Origin of the sequence: Streptomyces sp. NPDC050423 (genome assembly GCF_040655445.1) — a bacterium.
Classification (GTDB): domain Bacteria; phylum Actinomycetota; class Actinomycetes; order Streptomycetales; family Streptomycetaceae; genus Streptomyces.
The window spans coordinates 257,965-275,987 of the sequence record NZ_JBFAJY010000002.1 but is presented as its reverse complement, the minus strand read 5'-3'; the positions used below and the strand labels follow the sequence as shown (position 1 = coordinate 275,987).

The window sequence follows — 18,023 nt, the reverse complement described above, 5'->3', positions numbered from 1 at the left end:
CATGGCCGCCGAGCTCTCCCCGCACCTGCTGTCCGAGAAGCACCGCCCCACGCTCGACCGGGCCCTCGACGCGATCCGCTCGCGTGCCTACTGGTCCCCGCACCCCGAGCACCCGAAGGCGTACGGCGAGGGCGGCGCCCCCGGCAGCCTGGGCGCCGCCGAGGGCAAGGCCGCCTTCGACGCCGTGCTGAACACCCGTATCGACCTCGGCCAGCCGGGCACCGACGGATGGGCGGGCGGGGAGGTCTCCCCGTACGGACCGGAGCTCGGCGTCGAATACCCGCACGCCGATCCGGACGTCCTGATCCCGGCGATGCGCGCGGGGGTGCCGGCCTGGCGCGAAGCGGGCCCCGAGACCAGGGCCCTGGTCTGTCTGGAGATCCTGGCCCGGATCAGCGCCCGCACCCATGAGTTCGGCCACGCGGTGATGCACACCAGCGGGCAGGCCTTCATGATGGCGTTCCAGGCCGGTGGCCCGCACGCCCAGGACCGTGGCCTGGAGGCGGTGGCATACGCGTACGAGGAGCAGATCCGCGCTCCCCGGACCGCGGACTGGTCCAAGCCGCAGGGCAAGCGAGACCCGATCGAGCTGCACAAGACGTTCACTGCGGCGGGCCGCGGCATCTCGCTGCTGATCGGTTGCAACACCTTCCCCACGTGGAACGGCTATCCGGGCCTCTTCGCCTCTCTCGCCACCGGCAATCCCGTCCTGGTCAAGCCGCATCCCCGCGCGGTGCTCCCGCTGGCCCTCACGGTTCAGCTGGCGCGCGAGGTGCTCGCCGAGGCGGGCTTCGACCCCAACCTGGTCGCCCTGGCCGTCGAACGGCCGGGCGAGGGCATCGCCAAGTCCCTGGCGGTCCGCCCGGAGATCAGGATCATCGACTACACCGGGTCCACGGAGTTCGGTGACTGGCTGGAGGCCAACGCCCTTCAGGCGCAGGTCTACACGGAGAAGGCCGGGGTCAACACGATCGTCCTCGACTCCACCGACGACTACCGCGGCATGCTCTCCAACCTGGCGTTCTCGCTCTCCCTCTACAGCGGCCAGATGTGCACCACCCCGCAGAACCTGCTGATTCCCCGCAACGGCATCACGACGGACATCGGCGAGAAGACGTACGACGACGTGGTCGTCGACATCGCCGCGGCGGTCACCGGGCTCCTGGGTGACGACGCGCGGGCCAACGCCCTGCTCGGCGCCCTGGTCAACCCGGAGGTCCGGGCCCGTCTGGAGCAGGCCGTGAAGCTCGGCGAGGTCGCCCTGCCCTCAAGGGAGGTGGCCAACCCCGACTTCCCGGAGGCGGTGGTCCGTACGCCGCTGATCGTCAAGCTGGACGGCACCGAGCCGGACGACGACTCCCCCTGCCTGTCGGAGTGCTTCGGCCCGGTCTCGTTCGCGGTCGCGGTCGACTCGACGGCGGACGCCGTGGAGCTGCTGCGCCGCACGATCCGCGACAAGGGCGCGATGACGGTGGGCGCGTACACGACATCACCCGAGGTGGAGAACGCGCTGGTGGACGTCTGCCTGGACGAGTCGGCCCAGCTCTCGCTGAATCTGACGAGCGGGGTGTACGTGAACCAGACGGCGGCGTTCTCCGACTTCCACGGGTCGGGCGGCAACCCGGCGGCCAACGCGGCCCTGTGCGACGGGGCTTTCGTCTCCAACCGCTTCCGCACCCTGGAAGTCCGCCGCCAGCGCTGACGGACGCTCTCTGTCAGCCCATCCGGCACCCCACTCAGCCCGTCCGGCGTTTGAGGACCGGGGGCCCGGGGGCAGAGCCCCCGGTTACAGGAAGGGGCGGGTAGGGGACAGCCGCCGCAGGCACCCCACCCGCACCCGGCCCCCGCTCGCCCTCGCCCGGCGGGCCCGGCCCCTCACCCAGAGGCCGGGCCCGCCGCACCCGCACCCGCACCCGGAATATCCGCATACCGCTGCACCCACGCATGCATGGCAATCGCTGCCGCCGCCCCCGCGTTGATCGACCGCGTGGACCCGAACTGCGCGATCGAGCACACCATCGACGCGTGCTTACGGGCCTCCTCGGTCAGTCCGGGCCCCTCCTGCCCGAACAGCAGCACACACCGCCGCGGCAGCTCGGTCCGCTCCAGCGGCACGGCGCCCGGCAGATTGTCGATGCCGATGATCGGCAGCCCCTCGGCTTCCGCCCAGGCGGTCAGATCCGTGGTGTCGGGGTGGTGGCGGACATGCTGGTAGCGGTCGGTGACCATCGCCCCGCGGCGGTTCCAGCGCCGCCGCCCCACGATGTGGATCTCCTTGGCGAGGAAGGCGTTCGCCGTGCGCACCACCGAGCCGATATTGAAGTCGTGGCCCCAGTTCTCCACCGCCACGTGGAAGTCGTGCCGCCGCAGATCCAGATCGGCGACGATCGCCTCCCTGGTCCAGTACCGGTACGGGTCGCCCACATTGCGCCGGTCGCCGTGGGCGAGCAGCTCGGGGTCGTAACGTTCGCCCACGGGCCAGGGCAGCGGGTGCGGCCCGACGCCGATCTCCGCCCCGAACCCGTCGTCGTACTGAGCCGGCTCGTCCACCACGGGCGGCTCGGCCGTCGCGGATTCATCGGTCGACGGATTCCTGCTGGTACTGCCGGTGCTCCCGGTCTCGCTGCTCACCCGACGAGCGTATGGCCCCCGTCGTCGCTGTGCTGCGGTGCCTCCCGGTCCTCGGCGGCGTCCCGGGGCTCCGGCACCGTGCCGCGCGCCCGGAACAGCAGATCCCGCCCGAGCGCCGCCCGGCCCCCCAGCCACACCAGGAAGACGGTCGGCAGGAAGACGGCGTCCGCGGCGATCATGGCCATCGAGAAGAAGGGCAGCCCCAGCAGCAGGGCGATACCGGCGTGCTCGCCGATCATCACGACGAGCAGGACGTTCTTGACCCGTCGGTTGAACAGGGTGAACGGGAACGCGACCTGCACGATGACCGTGGCATACGTCAGCACCATCACCATCACCCCGCTCGATGCGAGGATGTCCGAGAGACCGGGCCACGGCGTGAAGTAGTCGAGCTTGAGCGGGTAGTACAGCGCTGTGCCGTCCTGCCACCTCGTACCCTGGATCTTGTACCAGCCCGCGGTGGAGTAGATCAGGCAGACCTCGGCCATGATCACGACGAGGGTGGCGTTGTGGGCGAGATTGGCGATGACGTCGAGCAGGGTGCGCGGCTCGCTGTGCGGCGCGTACCGGTTCACGGCCCACCAGGCACCGTGGCCGGTCCACATGATCCAGAACAGCACCGGCAGCCAGACGGTTCCGCCCAGGCTGTCCGTCACCGTGGCCCCGAGCAGCACGGCGCCGAACGCCGCCCACAGCAGCGGACCGGCCACGTCCCCGCGTACAGGACGCCCGCCGCCGGCCTTCCCGTCCGGGTCCACGTCCCCGTCCGACCCGTCCGCCCGCGCTCTGCGCGCCGCACGGCGGGCGTCCAGCGACCAGACCTGACCGCACCGGGTCAGCACCAGGTAGATCGCCATCAGATGGAGGACGTTGTCGCCGCCGTCACCCATGAAGATGCTGCGGTTCTGCAGCGAGAGCACCCCGGCCATGAACAGCACGGACATGGCGCGGGTGTGCCAGCCCACCAGCAGCAGCGCGGCCGCGATCAGCGCCAGCGCGTACACGATCTCGAACCAGACGGTGCTGTCCGACCACATGAGTGTGGTGAAGGCCTGGTTGTTGGATATCAGCTGCTCCGCCATGTCCCAGCGCCACGGGGCACCGGGGCCGTACATCTCGTGCCGGTGCGGCAGTTCCCGCAGCAGGAACAGCAGATACGTGGCGGAGAAGCCGATCCGGATGACGGCGCTCTGGTACGGGCCGAGGGACGAGGCGGTGATGCGCTGGATACCGCGGGCGAGCCTGCTGTCGCGGCCGGGGCGGGGCGTGCTCACTGGTCCGTCTCCTTCGGGTCCGCCGAGCCCTCGGGGAGGTCGGCCGCGGTGACGGTCCACCAGGGCAGGACCCGGTAGGACGGCTTCGTGCTGATCTTCTCGTCGCTCCACGGAGGCGCCGGGACGGACCGCACCTCGGAGCGGACCTGGATCCGTTCGACGGTGCCGCCGTAGTCGTGTCCGCCGAGGCGCAGCATGACGATGCGGCGGATGTACTGCTCGGAGAGGTTGCCGCGCAGCCCGTTGGCCCGGTTCTGGCTGTCATGGGACCCGAGGTAGAAGTCCCAGCCCCGGCGGAGTTCGTTCTGCTGGACGTGACTGGGCAGCGGATTGCCGCGTATCGCCTTGCCGTCCTCGCCCGAGAGATTCATCCAGGGGGTGGTACGACGGCCGTCGGCACCGGCTATCTCGGCGCGTACGTGCACGGCGATGTTCTGCTGCAGCGGATTGGGGGCGAAGAGCTTCCAGTTCTGCTCGAACTCGGGGTAGACCCATTCATCGATCCCCTTGCCGTGCTGCTTGGTCAGCGTGTTGGAAGGGGCGACGTGCAGAAACACCATCGCCAGCTGAGTGCACGTGATCAGCCCGATCACCGCCAGCGCCACAGCGGCGGCGACCTGGTACGGAAACGACAGCCCCGCCATTCCGGCAGGAGGCTCGGGCTCGGCGAGCGGCTCGGGCCCGGAGCTCGGATCAGGCTCGGAACGCGGTCCGGCCTCGGGGCCGGGGCCGGGCTCGACAGGAGGCTGCGGACCGGGCTCGGTGCGCGGATCAGGAACCGTTGGAACCGTCCCTGAATCGGGACCGGCAACGCGCCCGTCCCCGCCGCCGACGCCCCTGTCGTCGTACGAATCCATCCCGCCCCGATCCCCGTCGATCCCGGTCAGTTATCCACAGGGTTGACACCCTACGGGCCGCAGACTCACCATTGAAGACATTGAACCGAACGATCGGTCGGTAGGGAGTCCGGGATGGCGGCAGTGACTGCGGGCCAGACAGCGCAGGCGACAGCGGGCAGTACCGATGGGGCGGACGGGGCCCTCGCGGCGGCCTTCGACGCCGCGGTGGCGGCCGACGAGCGCATCGAGCCGCGTGACTGGATGCCCGATGCCTATCGGGCCTCGCTGGTCAGGCAAATGGCTCAGCACGCCCACTCCGAGATCATCGGCATGCAGCCCGAAGCAAACTGGATCACGCGAGCGCCCTCGCTGCGCCGCAAGGCCATCCTGATCGCCAAGGTGCAGGACGAGGCGGGACACGGTCTTTATCTGTACAGCGCGGCCGAGACCCTCGGCACCGGCCGCGAGGAGCTGCTCGACAAGCTGCACGCGGGCCGTCAGCGGTATTCGTCGATCTTCAATTACCCCACCCTGACCTGGGCGGACGTGGGCGCGATCGGCTGGCTCGTGGACGGCGCCGCGATCACCAACCAGGTGCCTCTGTGCCGCTGCTCCTACGGCCCCTACGCCCGCGCGATGGTCCGTGTCTGCAAGGAGGAGTCCTTCCACCAGCGCCAGGGCTACGAACTGCTGCTGGCCCTCAGCGGCGGCACGGCCGCACAGCACGAGATGGCACAGGACGCGGTGAACCGCTGGTGGTGGCCGTCCCTGATGATGTTCGGCCCGCCGGACGACGCCTCGTCGCACTCCGCCCAGTCGATGACCTGGAAGATCAAGCGGCACTCCAACGACGAGCTGCGGCAGCGCTTCGTCGACATCTGCGTCCCGCAGGCAGAGGTGCTGGGGCTCACCCTCCCCGACCCCGACCTCCGGTGGAACGAGGAGCGCGGTCAGCACGATTTCGGGGCGATCGACTGGACGGAGTTCCAGGAGGTCCTGAAGGGCAACGGCCCGTGCAACGAGGAGCGCCTCACCCAGCGCCGCCGAGCGCACGAGGAAGGCGCCTGGGTCCGCGACGCCGCCGCCGCGTACGCGCAGAAGCAGACAGTTGTACCGAACGTGGAGGCGACAGCATGAGCAGCTCGACCGACTGGCCGTTGTGGGAGGTGTTCGTCCGCTCGCGGCGTGGCCTCTCCCACACCCACGCCGGCAGCCTGCACGCCCCGGACGCCGAGATGGCCCTGCGCAACGCACGCGATCTGTACACGCGCCGGTCCGAGGGGATCTCCATCTGGGTGGTGCCGTCCACCGAGATCACGGCGTCCTCGCCGGACGAGAAGGACACGTTCTTCGAGCCGGCCGGCGACAAGCCCTACCGGCACCCGACGTTCTACAAGATCCCGGACGGGGTGAAGCACCTGTGACCGCGGCTCTCGCCCTGGGCGACGACGCGCTGGTGCTGTCGCACCGGCTGGGGGAGTGGGCGGGCCACGCCCCCGTGCTGGAGGAGGAAGTGGCCCTCGCCAACATCGCCCTGGACCTGCTGGGCCAGGCCCGCCTGCTGCTCTCCCTCGCCGGGGACGAGGACGAGCTCGCGTATCTGCGCGAGGAACGCGCCTTCCGCAACGTCCAGCTGGTCGAGCAGCCGAACGGCGACTTCGCCCACACCATCGCCCGCCAGCTCTACTTCTCCGTCCACCAGCACGGACTGTACGAGCAACTGGCGGCCGGTGCCGGCGAGTTCGCCGGGATCGCGGCCAAGGCGGTCAAGGAGGTCGCCTACCACCGGGACCACGCCGAGCAGTGGACGCTGCGCCTCGGTGACGGCACGACGGAGAGCCACGACCGGATGCAGCGCGCGGTGGACGCGCTGTGGCGTTTCACCGGTGAGCTGTTCGAGCCCGTCGAAGGCGTGGAGGTGGACTGGGAGACCCTGCGGAACGACTGGCTGGCATCCGTCACCGCCGTACTGGAACGGGCCACGCTGACCGTACCGACCGGGCCGCAGTCCGGAGCCTGGACGGCCGGAGCGGGCCGGCAGGGCATCCACACGGAGCCTTTCGGCCGGATGATCGCCGAGATGCAGCACCTGCACCGCAGCCACCCGGGGGCGTCATGGTGACCCGGACGGCGCTGGAGGAGGAGCTGCGCCACCTCGCGGGCTCCGTCCCCGACCCCGAGCTGCCCGTGCTGACACTGGAGGAGCTGGGTGTGCTCCGAGGGGTGGAGGTACTCGCACCGGGCCGCGTCACGGTCCGCCTCACCCCCACCTACACCGGCTGCCCCGCGATAGAGGCCATGTCGATGGACATCGAGCGGGTGCTGCTCGACCACGGCATGACCGAGGTCTCCGTGGTCACCGTCCTCTCTCCCGCCTGGTCCACGGACGACATCAGCGCGGAAGGGCGGCGCAAGCTCACCGAGTTCGGCATAGCGCCCCCTCGGCCGCATGACGCGGCCTCCCCCGCCGGGCCCGTGGCGCTCTCCCTGTCGGTGCGCTGCCCGCACTGCGGCTCCACCGACACGGAGCTGCTGAGCCGGTTCTCGTCCACTGCCTGCAAGGCGCTGCACAGGTGTGTGACATGCCGCGAACCGTTTGATCACTTCAAGGAGTTGTAGATGTTCCATCCGCTCCGGGTCAGCGCGATCGAACGGCTCACGGACGATTCGGTCGCTGTCGACTTCGCCGTGCCGCCGGAACTGCGCGAGACCTTCCGCCACAAGCCCGGCCAGCACCTCAATGTCCGCTACACCGTCGACGGCGAGGAGGTCCGCCGCTCGTACTCGATCTGCGCACCGGCCACCGAGCAGCCGGCCGACCCCGCACTACGGGTGGGCATCCGGCTCGTCGACGGCGGGGCGTTCTCCACGTACGCGCTCAAGGAACTCGCCGTCGGCGATCAGGTCGAGGCGATGCCTCCGATGGGCCGCTTCGTGCTCACGCCGCGCGCCGGGCAGTTCGCGGCGGTCGTCGGCGGCAGCGGGATCACCCCGGTGCTGTCCATCGCGGCGACGCTGCTGGCGCGGGAGCCCGACGCCTCGTTCTGCCTGATCCGCAGCGACCGGACCGCTGCGTCGACGATGTTCCTGGACGAGGTCGCCGACCTCAAGGACCGCTATCCGGACCGGTTCCAGCTGGTCACCGCGCTCTCCCGGGAGGAGCAGCAGGCCGGCCTCCCCTCGGGCAGGCTGGACCGCGAGCGGCTCACCGGTCTGCTGCCCGCGCTGCTGCCGGTGGCCGAGGTGGACGGCTGGTATCTCTGCGGCCCACTCGGTCTGGTCCGGGCCTCCGAGGCCGCGCTGCGCGGTCTGGGCGTCGAGCGGACCCGCATCCACCAGGAGATCTTCCACGTCGACGACGGGCCCGGAACGTCCGCCCTGCCGCGGATCGAGGCACCGGCCGGGAGCATGCTCACGGCGACCCTGGACGGCCGCTCGGGCAAGTGGCCGGTGCAGGAGGGCGAATCGCTGCTGGAGACGGTGCTCCGTAGCCGATCGGACGCGCCGTACGCCTGCAAGGGGGGCGTGTGCGGGACCTGCCGGGCCTTCCTGGTCTCCGGTGAGGTGCGGATGGACCGCAACTTCGCGCTCGAACCGGAAGAGACGGGGGCGGGCTATGTGCTGGCCTGCCAGTCCCATCCGGTGACCGGGGAGGTGGAGCTCGACTTCGACCGGTGACCGCTCGCGCACGGTGCGGACCGGTGACCGCACCACACCGCGCACCACACGGCACGGCATGGCATGGCATGGCACGGCATGGCACGGCATGGCATGGCACGGCACAGCAGGGCACCGCACCTGTTCCCTTCTTGTAGAACCTGTTCTATCTTGACGCTCCGTCAGGTTCAGGTACGGGCGCAGCGGTTCGCGGGAGGCCAGGACAGTGGACTTCACCTTCACCGAGGAACAGCAGGCAGCCGCAGAGGCGGCACGAGCGGTCTTCTCGGGCGTTGTGCCCGACGCGGTTCCCAGCCCCGCACTCGTACCGGGTGCGGTGGCCGAGGACATCGACAGACCGCTGTGGGCCGGTCTTGCCGCAGGGGACCTGCTGAGCCTGACGCTGTCGCCCGAGCACGGCGGGGCCGGCCTCGACCTGATCGCGCTCTGCCTGGTGCTGCGCGAGTCCGCGAAGGTTCTCGCGCGGGTCCCTCTGCTGGAGACGTGCGCGGTCGCGATGACGCTCCAGCGCTACGGGGACCAGGCCCTGGCCGCCGAGCTGCTGCCCGGCGTCGGCCGCGGTGAGCTGGTCCTCACCGTCGGAGCCAATGGGCGCACCGGCCATGATCCGGCCGAACTCGCCGTCACGGCCCGCCTCGACGGCGACCCCGGCAAGGCCGGCGGCGACGGAGAAGGCGGCGACGGCTCCGAGGCCGTCTGGGTACTCGACGGTGTGCAGTCGGCCGTGCCGTGGGCACAGACCGCGAACTGGATCGCGGTGCCCGCCCACACCGGGGACGGCCGGGCCGTTCTGGCTCTGATCCGGCGCGACCACGACGGTGTCACCATCGCTGAGCAGGTCTCCACCAACGGCGAACTCTTCGGCGAGGTTCGGCTGGACGCGGTACGGATCACGCGCCGCGAGCTGATCGAAGCCGCCGGCGCCTGGGAATGGCTGCACGCGCTGCTCACCACCGGAACCTGCGCACTCGCGCTGGGTCTGGGTGAGGCCGTACTGGCCATGACGAGCCAGTACACCGGAAAGCGCGAGCAGTTCGGCTTTCCCGTGGCGACGTTCCAGTCCGTCGCCGTACAGACCGCGGACCGCTACATCGATCTGCGGGCCATGGAGGTGACCCTCTGGCAGGCTGCCTGGCGGATCGCCACCGGCGGGGGTGGCGCGCTGCCCCCTGCGGGCGATGTCGCCGTGGCGAAGATCTGGGCATCCGACGGGGTCCGCCGGGTCGTGCAGACGGCACAGCACCTGCACGGCGGCTTCGGCGCGGACACCGACTATCCCCTGCACCGCTTCCATGCCTGGGCGAAGCAGATCGAGCTCTCCCTCGGCCCGGCCGCGGCCCACGAAGAGGCACTGGGCGACCTGCTGGCCGTGCACTCCCTCGACTGAACACACCGGCACCGACGAGGGTGGAAGCGGCCCGGGGCAGGAGTCCGGGACGTGGGGCAGCAGCCGAAGAAACCCGGGTCAGACGACGAAGGCCGGGTTGCCGCTGTCTGTGACCATCGGACGCCCGGCACCGTCCCAGGCGAGCATTCCGCCGTCGATGTTCACGGCGTCGATGCCCTGCTGCACCAGGTACTGGGTGACCTGGGCGGACCGGCCGCCGACCCGGCACATCACATGCACGCGCCGGCCGTCCTGGGCCGCCTCGGTCAGCTCACCGAAACGGCCCACGAAGTCACTCATCGGAATGTGCAGGGCGCCTTCGACGTGCCCGGCCGCCCACTCGTCGTCCTCCCGTACGTCCAGCACAAAGCCGTCCGCCGGCACCGCCGCGGCGTCGACCGTGGGAAGCGGGCCGAAATTCATGGGTCATGCCTTCTCTCGTAAATGCGTGGATGCGCTCCGAAGTCACCGGAAACGCTACTGCACCAGACCTGCCAGTTCAGTCTCCCGCTGCGACACCTCGCCCAACAGCTGATCGGCGATCTCTTCGAGCAGGTGATCCGGATCGTCCGGGGCCATCCGCAGCATGGCACCGATCGCGCTCTGCTCCAGCTCCTGAGCGAGCACCGTCAGCAGTTCCTTGCGCTGGGTCAGCCAGTTCAGCCGGGCGTAGAGTTCGTCGGCCTCGCCGAGCTCCGCCTCCGGGGCAGCCGGCCCGGCCGCCCACTCCTGTGCCAGCTCCTTGAGCAGTGGCTCGTCCCCACGCCCGTAGGCGGCGTTGACACGGGTGATGAACTCGTCCCGGCGGGCCCGCTCCTCCTCGTCCTGGGCCAGATCCGGATGGGCCTTGCGCGCCAGCTCGCGGTACAGCTTGCGGGCCTCCTCGGTCGGCCGGACCCGCTTCGGCGGCCGTACGGGCTGCTCGGTCAGCATCGCGCTCGCCTCGGGGGACAGCCCGTCGGAGTCCATCCAGTCGTGGAACAGCTCGTCGACACCCGGCATGGGCATCACGATCGCCCGCGCCTCCTGCGCCTTGCGCAGATCCTCGGGATCGCCGGTCCGCGCGGCCCGCGCCTCCGCGATCTGCGCATCGAGCTCATCGAGACGCGCGTACATCGGGCCCAGCCGCTGGTGGTGCAGCCGGGAGAAGTTCTCCACCTCGACCCGGAAGGTCTCCACCGCGATCTCGAACTCGATCAGGGCCTGCTCGGCCACCCGCACAGCGTGCGCGAGCCGCGCCTCTGGCCGCGCCTGCTCAGCAGATCCTCCGCCGGCCCCGCCCGCGGTTCCGCCGCCTGCTCCGCCCGCCTCGCCAGCACCGGCTTCTGCCGTACCGGGCGACGCTGCGCCGGCCTCATCGGTACGGCTGCCCGCCGCACCGGCGGCCGGGGCTCCGGCAGGAGCCGTCTCCGCGTGCGCGTCGGCCGGGCGGCCTGGCTGCTCGTGCTGCCGGTCGTGGTCCTGCCGGTCATCGTCGTTCCGGGTGGTCGGCACCCCGGCGGCTTCGTGGGTCACCCGTCCAGCGTATGGCCACGGCCCACGCCCCCGGGACGCGCGGTCGGCGAAACGGGCTTCATACGCCCGCCTCGGCGGCTGTCCGACCCGCGCCGATCGCCCGCACGAGCTCGGCGTGGTCCGCCTCCGTACGGTCGGCGTAGGTCACCGCGAACGCCGCCACCGCCTCGTCCAGCTCGTCGTTCTTGCCGCAGTAGCCCGCGATCAGCCTCGGATCGGCGCTGTGCGCGTGAGCTCGGGCCAGCAGCGCGCCGGTCATCCGGCCGTAGTCGTCGACCTGGTCGGCTGCCAGGGCCGCGGGATCGACGCTGCCCTTGCGGTTCCTGAACTGCCTGACCTGGAAAGGCCGCCCGTCCACGGTCGCCCAGCCCAGCAGGATGTCGCTGACGACCTGCATCCGCTTCTGCCCGAGCACGACCCGCCGCCCCTCGTGCGGCACCTCCGGCACATCGAAGCCCACGGCGGGCAGATGAGGCGCCAGCACTGAGGGCCTGGCCTCCTTCACCTGCAGCACCAACGGCTCACCCCGGTGATCCAGCAGCAGCACCACATACGACCGGGTGCCCACGCTCCCCGTGCCGACCACCCGGAACGCCACATCGTGAATCGCGTACCGGGCGAGCAGCGGAACCCGGTCCTGCGAGACGGTGCCCAGGTAGCCGCCGAGCCCCGCCGCCACGGACGCGGCCTCCTCGTCCGGCACCCGGCGCAGCACCGGCGGTGCGTCGACGAATCGGCGTCCGCCGTCCCCGGAGTCCTCCGTGGACTTCGCGGCGAAGCGGGCGCTGGTGTTGTTGCGGGCCTTCTCCGAGACCCGCTCCAGCGTGCCGAGCAGATCCCGCGCGTCCGTGTGCGAGACGAGTTCCTCGTCGGCGATGGCGTTCCAGGCGTCGAGCGCGGGCAGCTTGGCCAGCAGCCTCATCGTCCGCCGGTAGGCGCCCACCGTGTCGTACGCACCCCTGCGGCAGGTCTCCTCGTCCGCGCCCGCCTCGCGGCCCGCGAGCACCAGCGAGGTGGCGAGGCGCTTGAGATCCCACTCCCACGGGCCGGTCACCGTCTCGTCGAAGTCGTTCAGGTCGATGACCAGGTTCCCCCGCGCATCGCCGTACAGCCCGAAGTTGGCCGCGTGGGCGTCACCGCAGAGCTGGGCGCCCACCCCGGTGACGGGGGTGCCCACCAGGTCGTGGGCCATCAGCCCGGCCGAACCCCGGAGAAAGGCGAACGGGGTGGCGGCCATCCGCCCCACCCGGATCGGCGCGAGCGCGGGCACCCGGCCCCGGTTGGACTCCTCTACCGCCCGCACCGCATCGGGCCGGCCCGCGGGCAGTACCAGCGACTCGTGCGCGGACCTGGGTATCCGCTCACGCAGCGCCTTGCCCGCTTCTCTCGGCGACTGCGGGCCGCCCCGGTCCTTCGGGTGAACGCGGCGGGCGAACCCGGGCACCACCGGAATGCGCGGACCGCCCTCCGCAGCCCGCTGCACCGGCACTGTCGCTTCGATCTCACCCATGGCGCACAGCTCCCCCGACCTCGCCCGACGCCGCCGTCCGGCACTCCCGGCCCAACATCAACTGACGACGACGGTACCGCCGTTCACCGGCACCCGTCTGCCCCTGTGGATGACCGGCCGGACCACCTGTGGACAACCTCCCGGGCCCCGCTCCGCCGGCCCCCGCCCGCCGCGGCCCGTCGGCTAACAGCCGCCGCCGCTCTCCTTCAGATGCGTCTCCGCCCAGCGCCCCAGTTCCTTGAGCGCGGGCTCCATCGCGGCACCGGCCTGCGTCAGGCGGTACGAAACCCGTAGCGGCGGCCCCTCGTCGACCTCCCGGACCACCAGGCCCGCCGTCCCCAGTTCGGACAGCCGGTCCGAGAGCATGCGCTCACTGATGCCCGGAATCGCCCGCCTCAGATCGGCGAAGTACACGGGCTGCTGGAGCAGCACCGAGACGATCGGCCCCGTCCAGCGCTTGCCGAACAGCTCGAAGACGCGACTGATGCTCACATCGACCCGCCGGCACGCCTGCTCGCTGTGATCCGCCATACGCCCAGAGTACTGCGCCACCATGAGTGACTTACGATTAGTAAGTCCCTATGTTATTAATAGTGACGTACGAAAACTCGGCCCGCCTCGACGGCCCGCCACCCCATCGCATCCCCGCCGCGCCACCGACACCCCGTGGAGACCCCCATGGCCACACTTCTGCACCTCGACTCCGCCGTTTTCCCCCAGGGCTCCGCGTCGCGCGAGGTCACCGCCGCATTCGTGGAGGCCTGGCGCGAGCAGCACCCCGACGGGCGGGTCATCTACCGCGACCTCGCCGCCGACCCGCTGCCGCACCTGAACGCCGCGGCCGTCGCCGCCGGCGCCGAGCACCCGCTGCGTGGCGAACTCGCCGCCGAGCTGGCCGCCGCGGACGCGGTCCTGATCGGTGCGCCGATGTACAACTTCACGATTCCGTCGACCTTGAAGGCGTGGCTCGACCACGTGATCATCGTCGGCCACAACGTGGGCCCCGACAGCCCGGTGGCCGGCACCCCGATCACCGTCGTCGCCAGTCGCGGCGGCTCCTACGCCGCCGGCACCCCGCGTGCGGAGGCCGAGTTCGTCCAGAACTATCTGGCGACGCTGCTGACGTCCATGTTCGCCGCCGAGGTCGACTTCATCGTCCCGGAGCTGACCCTGGCCCACAGCAAGCCGGAGATGGCCGAGCTCATCCCGCTCGCCGAGACGTCCCGCGCCAAGGCATTCACGGATGCCGCGGAGAAGGCCAAGAGCCTCGCGTCCCGGTTCGCCGCCTGAGGCGACCGAGGCGACCGAGACACACAAGAAGCCTGAGACGCCTGAGACGCCTGAGACGCCCGGCATATCCGACATACGGGAAGCCGCAAGGCAAAGGTTCACGCGACAAGGAAGGCCGGGGTCAACGGATCCCGGCCTTCCCGCATAACGATCCCACCACTCCTGAACCCACAGCGACCCGACCGCCATCCCCGCAGACGTCCCGCCGGCACCTCCACCGACGCCCCCTCCAGCGCCTCACCGGGGGCCGTCGCCACGGACCGCACGGACCTCACGGACCTCACCGCGGAACCTCACCAGGGAGAACCAATCGGGTGTTTCACGTGAAACCAATCCCGGTCTCAATCCCACCCGACCCGGCGTCAGCCGCCAACACGCCCCGACCGCGAGAGCAAACCGAAGAAGCCCCGCAGACCGTGGTCTGCGGGGCTTCTCTCTTGTGCGCGAGGGGGGATTTGAACCCCCACGTCCCTAAGGACACTGGCACCTGAAGCCAGCGCGTCTGCCGTTCCGCCACTCGCGCATGAATGGTGTTCCAGAATCTCTCACTTTTCGGTGCGAGCCCCTGGCGACATCAGGAAGATTAGCACGCTGGACAGGGCAGATTCACATCCGTTTGTTTCGCCGAACGCCTGACGGGAACCGGGAACCCGGAGCCGCCGCCCCCACTCCTCCTGAGTACACCCAAGGTGCGGGACACTGTCAGGAGGCCACCTCTACGATCCGTGTGAGGGGGGACACTCATCCGCAGTGCAGACAAGGGGAACCAGCCGATTTCCCGACGCGTGGATACGATCAGTAAGCAGTACAGGGACGACGACACCGGAGGAGGTGCCCCATGGGAGTCATGAAGCGTTTCGAGCAACGTCTCGAAGGTCTCGTCAATGGCACTTTCGCCAAGGTCTTCAAGTCCGAGGTGCAGCCGGTCGAGATCGCTGGAGCCCTCCAGCGGGAGTGCGACAACAACGCCACCATCTGGAACCGCGAGCGGACCGTCGTCCCCAACGACTTCATCGTAGAACTCAGCGCCCCGGACTACGAGCGGCTCAGCCCGTACTCGGGCCAGCTGGGCGACGAGCTCTCCGGCCTGGTGCGGGACTACGCCAAGCAGCAGCGGTACACCTTCATGGGCCCCATCAAGGTGCACCTGGAGAAGGCCGACGACCTCGACACCGGCCTCTACCGGGTCCGCAGCCGCACTCTGGCATCGAGTTCGTCACAGCAGGGCCAGCCCGACCAGCAGGGGTTCCAGAACCAGCCAGGACAGCCGGCCCAGCCCGCGCGTCCCGGCCATGGGCGCCCCCCGCAGGCCCCCGGCGGCTACGGCTACCCGCCCGCCTCCGCCCCGCCCATGCCCGCGGCCCCGCCGCCGGGCTCGGGACGTCCCGCGGCACCCGCATCCGACCGGCGCCCGCCGGCCAGTCCCAGCCCCCTGCCGAACACGCAGGTGCGACGCTGGATCGAGATCAACGGCACCCGCCATCAGATCTCCCGCCCGACGTTGGTGATGGGCCGCAGCACCGACGCCGATGTGCGGATCGACGACCCCGGCGTTTCCCGCCGGCACTGTGAGATCCGGACCGGAACGCCCTCGACGATCCAGGATCTCGGGTCTACCAACGGCATCGTGGTAGACGGGCAGCACACAACCCGCGCTACGCTCCGCGACGGCTCGCGGATCCTCGTGGGCAACACCACCATCGTTTACCGGCAAGCCGAAGGGTGAAGCGGGGGCAATGTCAGAGCTGACCCTTACGGTCATGCGGCTAGGTTTTCTGGCTGTTCTGTGGCTGTTCGTGATCGTGGCCGTCCAGGTCATCCGCAGCGACCTGTTCGGAACGCGCGTAACGCAGCGCGGCTCACGCCGCACTGCGTCCGACGCGCGCCCGCCACAGGCACGCCAAACCGCCGCGGCACCACCGCAGCAACGCCAGCAGCCCGGCCGCCAGCGCCGGGGCTCACCGACCAAGCTGGTCGTGTCCGAGGGCACCCTCACCGGCACCACGGTGGCGCTCCAGGGGCAGACCATCTCGCTGGGCCGGGCCCATGACTCAACGATCGTGCTGGACGACGACTACGCGTCCAGCAGGCATGCCAGGATCTACCCCGACCGTGACGGCCAGTGGATCGTCGAGGATCTCGGGTCCACCAACGGCACGTATCTGGACCGGACCCGTCTCACCACGCCGACGCCTGTTCCGCTGGGCGCGCCGATCCGGATCGGCAAGACCGTCATCGAGCTGCGGAAGTAGTACGACAATGAGCGAGCGGAGCGAGCCGGCCGCGGCGGTCCGGGCATCGGACCCGGCCAGGCTCCCGACCGGAGGGTGGGCAGTGTGGCTCGAGACCGGCTGTACCCCGAACCGACGGGCGAGGTGCGCATGAGTCTTTCCCTGCGCTTCGCCGCCGGATCGCACAAGGGCATGATCCGGGAGGGCAACGAGGACTCCGGCTATGCCGGACCGCGCCTTCTCGCCATCGCCGACGGGATGGGCGGCCAGGCGGCCGGTGAGGTCGCCAGCTCCGAGGTGATCTCCACGCTCGTCCAGCTGGACGACGACGTACCCGGCTCCGACATCCTCACGTCGCTCGGTACAGCGGTCCAGCGGGCCAATGACCAGCTGCGCATGATGGTCGAGGAGGACCCGCAGCTGGAGGGCATGGGCACCACGCTCACCGCTCTCCTCTGGACCGGTCAGCGTCTCGGCCTCGTCCACGTCGGCGACTCCCGTGCGTACCTGCTGCGTGACGGCGTACTGACCCAGATCACGCAGGACCACACCTGGGTCCAGCGGCTGGTCGACGAGGGCCGGATCACCGAGGAGGAGGCCACCACCCACCCGCAACGCTCCCTGCTGATGCGCGCGCTGGGCAGTGGCGACCACGTCGAACCCGATCTCTCCATCCGCGAGGTCCGGGCCGGCGACCGTTACCTGATCTGCTCCGACGGCCTCTCCGGCGTCGTCTCCCACCAGACGATGGAGGAGACGCTCGCCAGCTACCAGGGCCCGCAGGAGACCATCCAGGACCTGATCCAGCTCGCCCTACGTGGCGGTGGCCCGGACAACATCACCTGCATCGTCGCGGACGTCCTCGACGTCGACAGCAACGACACCCTGGCCGGGCAGCTCAACGACACCCCGGTCATCGTCGGCGCGGTCGCGGAGAACCAGGCCGCCCAGCTGAACGACGGCGGCGCGATGGAGACCCCCGCCGGACGGGCGGCAGGCCTCGGCCGCCCCGTCCCGCCGCCCTCGGGCGGCTTCGGCCCTCCCGGCAGCGGTGACGACTCCGGCTACGACGGGATGCCGGACGGGTCCTTCGGGTCCTACTCCGACGAGGACTTCGTCAAGCCCGGCGGCCGCAAGTGGCTCAAGAGGTCGCTGTACGTCGTGCTCGCACTGGCAGTCATCGGCGGCGGTCTGTACGGCGGCTACCGCTGGACCCAGACCCAGTTCTACGTCGGCGCGAAGAACGACAACGTCGCGCTGTACCGGGGCATCAGCCAGGACCTCGCCTGGGTCTCGCTCTCGAAGGTGGAGAGCGACCACCCCGAGATCGAACTCAAGTACCTCCCGGCGTACCAGCGCAAGCAGGTCGAGGCGACCATCGCCGAGGGCAACCTCGCCGACGCCCGCGAGAAGATCACCGAACTCTCCACCCAGGCCAGTGCCTGCAAGAAGGACGCGGAGCGCCGCGCCGCCGAGAAGAACGCCCCCAGCGACGAGGGCCAGGCCGGCACTACGGACACGGATGCCACCAAGACGTCCTCGACGTCCGGCACCGCCAAGACCAAGCACACTTCAGCGACTCCCACTCCTGGTCCCAGCCTCTCGGAGGAAGAGAAGAAGCTGGTCCCGCAGTGCGGTAAGCAGTAAAGCCGTAGGGGGCCTTCAGCA

General features: G+C 70.2%; 18 protein-coding genes and 1 tRNA gene. 11 read left to right on the top strand and 8 right to left on the bottom strand.

Going from position 1 to position 18,023, the window contains the following annotated elements; translation table 11 throughout:
• The first annotated feature begins 1 nt into the window (after position 1).
• Entirely contained in the window at positions 2–1,702 is a 1,701-nt protein-coding gene (gene paaN, locus AB0I52_RS02800) for a phenylacetic acid degradation protein PaaN (protein ID WP_363068240.1), read from the top strand.
• Between the two features lie 173 nt (positions 1,703–1,875).
• On the opposite strand, the gene AB0I52_RS02795 is transcribed toward paaN, so the two are convergent.
• From AB0I52_RS02795 to AB0I52_RS02785, 3 genes are read right to left on the bottom strand one after another with little or no spacing between them, the layout of a single operon-like run.
• On the bottom strand, positions 1,876–2,631 hold the full coding sequence (locus tag AB0I52_RS02795) for a TrmH family RNA methyltransferase (protein WP_363068238.1): 756 nt from the start codon (positions 2,629–2,631) through the stop codon (positions 1,876–1,878).
• Entirely contained in the window at positions 2,628–3,905 is a 1,278-nt protein-coding gene (locus AB0I52_RS02790; RefSeq protein WP_363068236.1) for an HTTM domain-containing protein, read from the bottom strand. The genes AB0I52_RS02795 and AB0I52_RS02790 overlap by 4 nt, the downstream gene beginning before the upstream one ends.
• On the bottom strand, positions 3,902–4,762 hold the full coding sequence (locus AB0I52_RS02785; protein ID WP_363068234.1) for a DUF5819 family protein: 861 nt from the start codon (positions 4,760–4,762) through the stop codon (positions 3,902–3,904). The genes AB0I52_RS02790 and AB0I52_RS02785 overlap by 4 nt, the downstream gene beginning before the upstream one ends.
• A 114-nt stretch (positions 4,763–4,876) precedes the next feature.
• Here AB0I52_RS02785 and paaA point away from each other — a divergent pair, with 114 nt between their 5' ends.
• The 6 genes from paaA to AB0I52_RS02755 all read left to right on the top strand — a co-directional run bounded on the left by paaA (position 4,877) and on the right by AB0I52_RS02755 (position 9,809).
• Complete coding sequence (gene paaA / locus AB0I52_RS02780; protein ID WP_362953328.1) at positions 4,877–5,881, top strand: 1,2-phenylacetyl-CoA epoxidase subunit PaaA; 1,005 nt, start codon at positions 4,877–4,879, stop codon at positions 5,879–5,881.
• A complete protein-coding gene (gene paaB / locus AB0I52_RS02775; RefSeq protein ID WP_363068232.1) occupies positions 5,878–6,168 on the top strand; it encodes a 1,2-phenylacetyl-CoA epoxidase subunit PaaB in 291 nt (96 codons plus the stop codon). Before paaA ends, paaB begins: the two co-directional genes overlap by 4 nt.
• The gene (gene paaC, locus AB0I52_RS02770; RefSeq protein ID WP_363068230.1) at positions 6,165–6,866 is read left to right on the top strand and encodes a 1,2-phenylacetyl-CoA epoxidase subunit PaaC; all 702 of its coding nucleotides are present in this window, start codon (positions 6,165–6,167) and stop codon (positions 6,864–6,866) included. Before paaB ends, paaC begins: the two co-directional genes overlap by 4 nt.
• Positions 6,860–7,363: a 1,2-phenylacetyl-CoA epoxidase subunit PaaD gene (paaD, locus tag AB0I52_RS02765; RefSeq protein WP_363068228.1), complete on the top strand. Its 504-nt coding sequence runs from the start codon at positions 6,860–6,862 to the stop codon at positions 7,361–7,363. Before paaC ends, paaD begins: the two co-directional genes overlap by 7 nt.
• Positions 7,364–8,422, top strand: a complete 1,059-nt coding sequence (locus AB0I52_RS02760; RefSeq protein ID WP_363068226.1) for a 2Fe-2S iron-sulfur cluster-binding protein — start codon at positions 7,364–7,366, stop codon at positions 8,420–8,422.
• A 205-nt stretch (positions 8,423–8,627) separates the two neighbouring features.
• Complete coding sequence (locus tag AB0I52_RS02755) at positions 8,628–9,809, top strand: acyl-CoA dehydrogenase family protein (protein WP_363068224.1); 1,182 nt, start codon at positions 8,628–8,630, stop codon at positions 9,807–9,809.
• 78 nt (positions 9,810–9,887) lie between these two features.
• On the opposite strand, the gene AB0I52_RS02750 is transcribed toward AB0I52_RS02755, so the two are convergent.
• From AB0I52_RS02750 to AB0I52_RS02735, 4 genes are all read right to left on the bottom strand, one after another.
• Entirely contained in the window at positions 9,888–10,232 is a 345-nt protein-coding gene (locus AB0I52_RS02750) for a rhodanese-like domain-containing protein (RefSeq protein WP_363068222.1), read from the bottom strand.
• A gap of 54 nt (positions 10,233–10,286) precedes the next feature.
• Positions 10,287–11,324, bottom strand: coding sequence for a J domain-containing protein (locus AB0I52_RS02745; protein WP_363068221.1), 1,038 nt, complete (start codon positions 11,322–11,324; stop codon positions 10,287–10,289).
• A gap of 58 nt (positions 11,325–11,382) precedes the next feature.
• Positions 11,383–12,834, bottom strand: coding sequence for a DUF2252 domain-containing protein (locus AB0I52_RS02740; protein ID WP_363068219.1), 1,452 nt, complete (start codon positions 12,832–12,834; stop codon positions 11,383–11,385).
• Positions 12,835–13,017: 183 nt separating this feature from the next.
• Complete coding sequence (locus AB0I52_RS02735) at positions 13,018–13,365, bottom strand: helix-turn-helix domain-containing protein (RefSeq protein WP_363068217.1); 348 nt, start codon at positions 13,363–13,365, stop codon at positions 13,018–13,020.
• A 147-nt stretch (positions 13,366–13,512) separates the two neighbouring features.
• Here AB0I52_RS02735 and AB0I52_RS02730 point away from each other — a divergent pair, with 147 nt between their 5' ends.
• Positions 13,513–14,124, top strand: a complete 612-nt coding sequence (locus AB0I52_RS02730) for an NAD(P)H-dependent oxidoreductase (protein ID WP_363068215.1) — start codon at positions 13,513–13,515, stop codon at positions 14,122–14,124.
• Positions 14,125–14,564: 440 nt separating this feature from the next.
• Here AB0I52_RS02730 and AB0I52_RS02725 read toward each other — a convergent pair.
• Positions 14,565–14,647 (bottom strand) — tRNA-Leu (locus AB0I52_RS02725).
• Between the two features lie 315 nt (positions 14,648–14,962).
• On the opposite strand from AB0I52_RS02725, the gene AB0I52_RS02720 reads away from it, so the two are divergent.
• The 3 genes from AB0I52_RS02720 (at position 14,963) to AB0I52_RS02710 (ending at position 18,002) form a co-directional block, all read left to right on the top strand.
• Positions 14,963–15,850: a DUF3662 and FHA domain-containing protein gene (locus AB0I52_RS02720; protein WP_363068213.1), complete on the top strand. Its 888-nt coding sequence runs from the start codon at positions 14,963–14,965 to the stop codon at positions 15,848–15,850.
• Positions 15,851–15,860: 10 nt separating this feature from the next.
• Positions 15,861–16,376, top strand: coding sequence for an FHA domain-containing protein (locus tag AB0I52_RS02715; RefSeq protein WP_362953316.1), 516 nt, complete (start codon positions 15,861–15,863; stop codon positions 16,374–16,376).
• Between the two features lie 129 nt (positions 16,377–16,505).
• A complete protein-coding gene (locus tag AB0I52_RS02710; protein WP_363068211.1) occupies positions 16,506–18,002 on the top strand; it encodes a Stp1/IreP family PP2C-type Ser/Thr phosphatase in 1,497 nt (498 codons plus the stop codon).
• Positions 18,003–18,023: the final 21 nt, after the last annotated feature.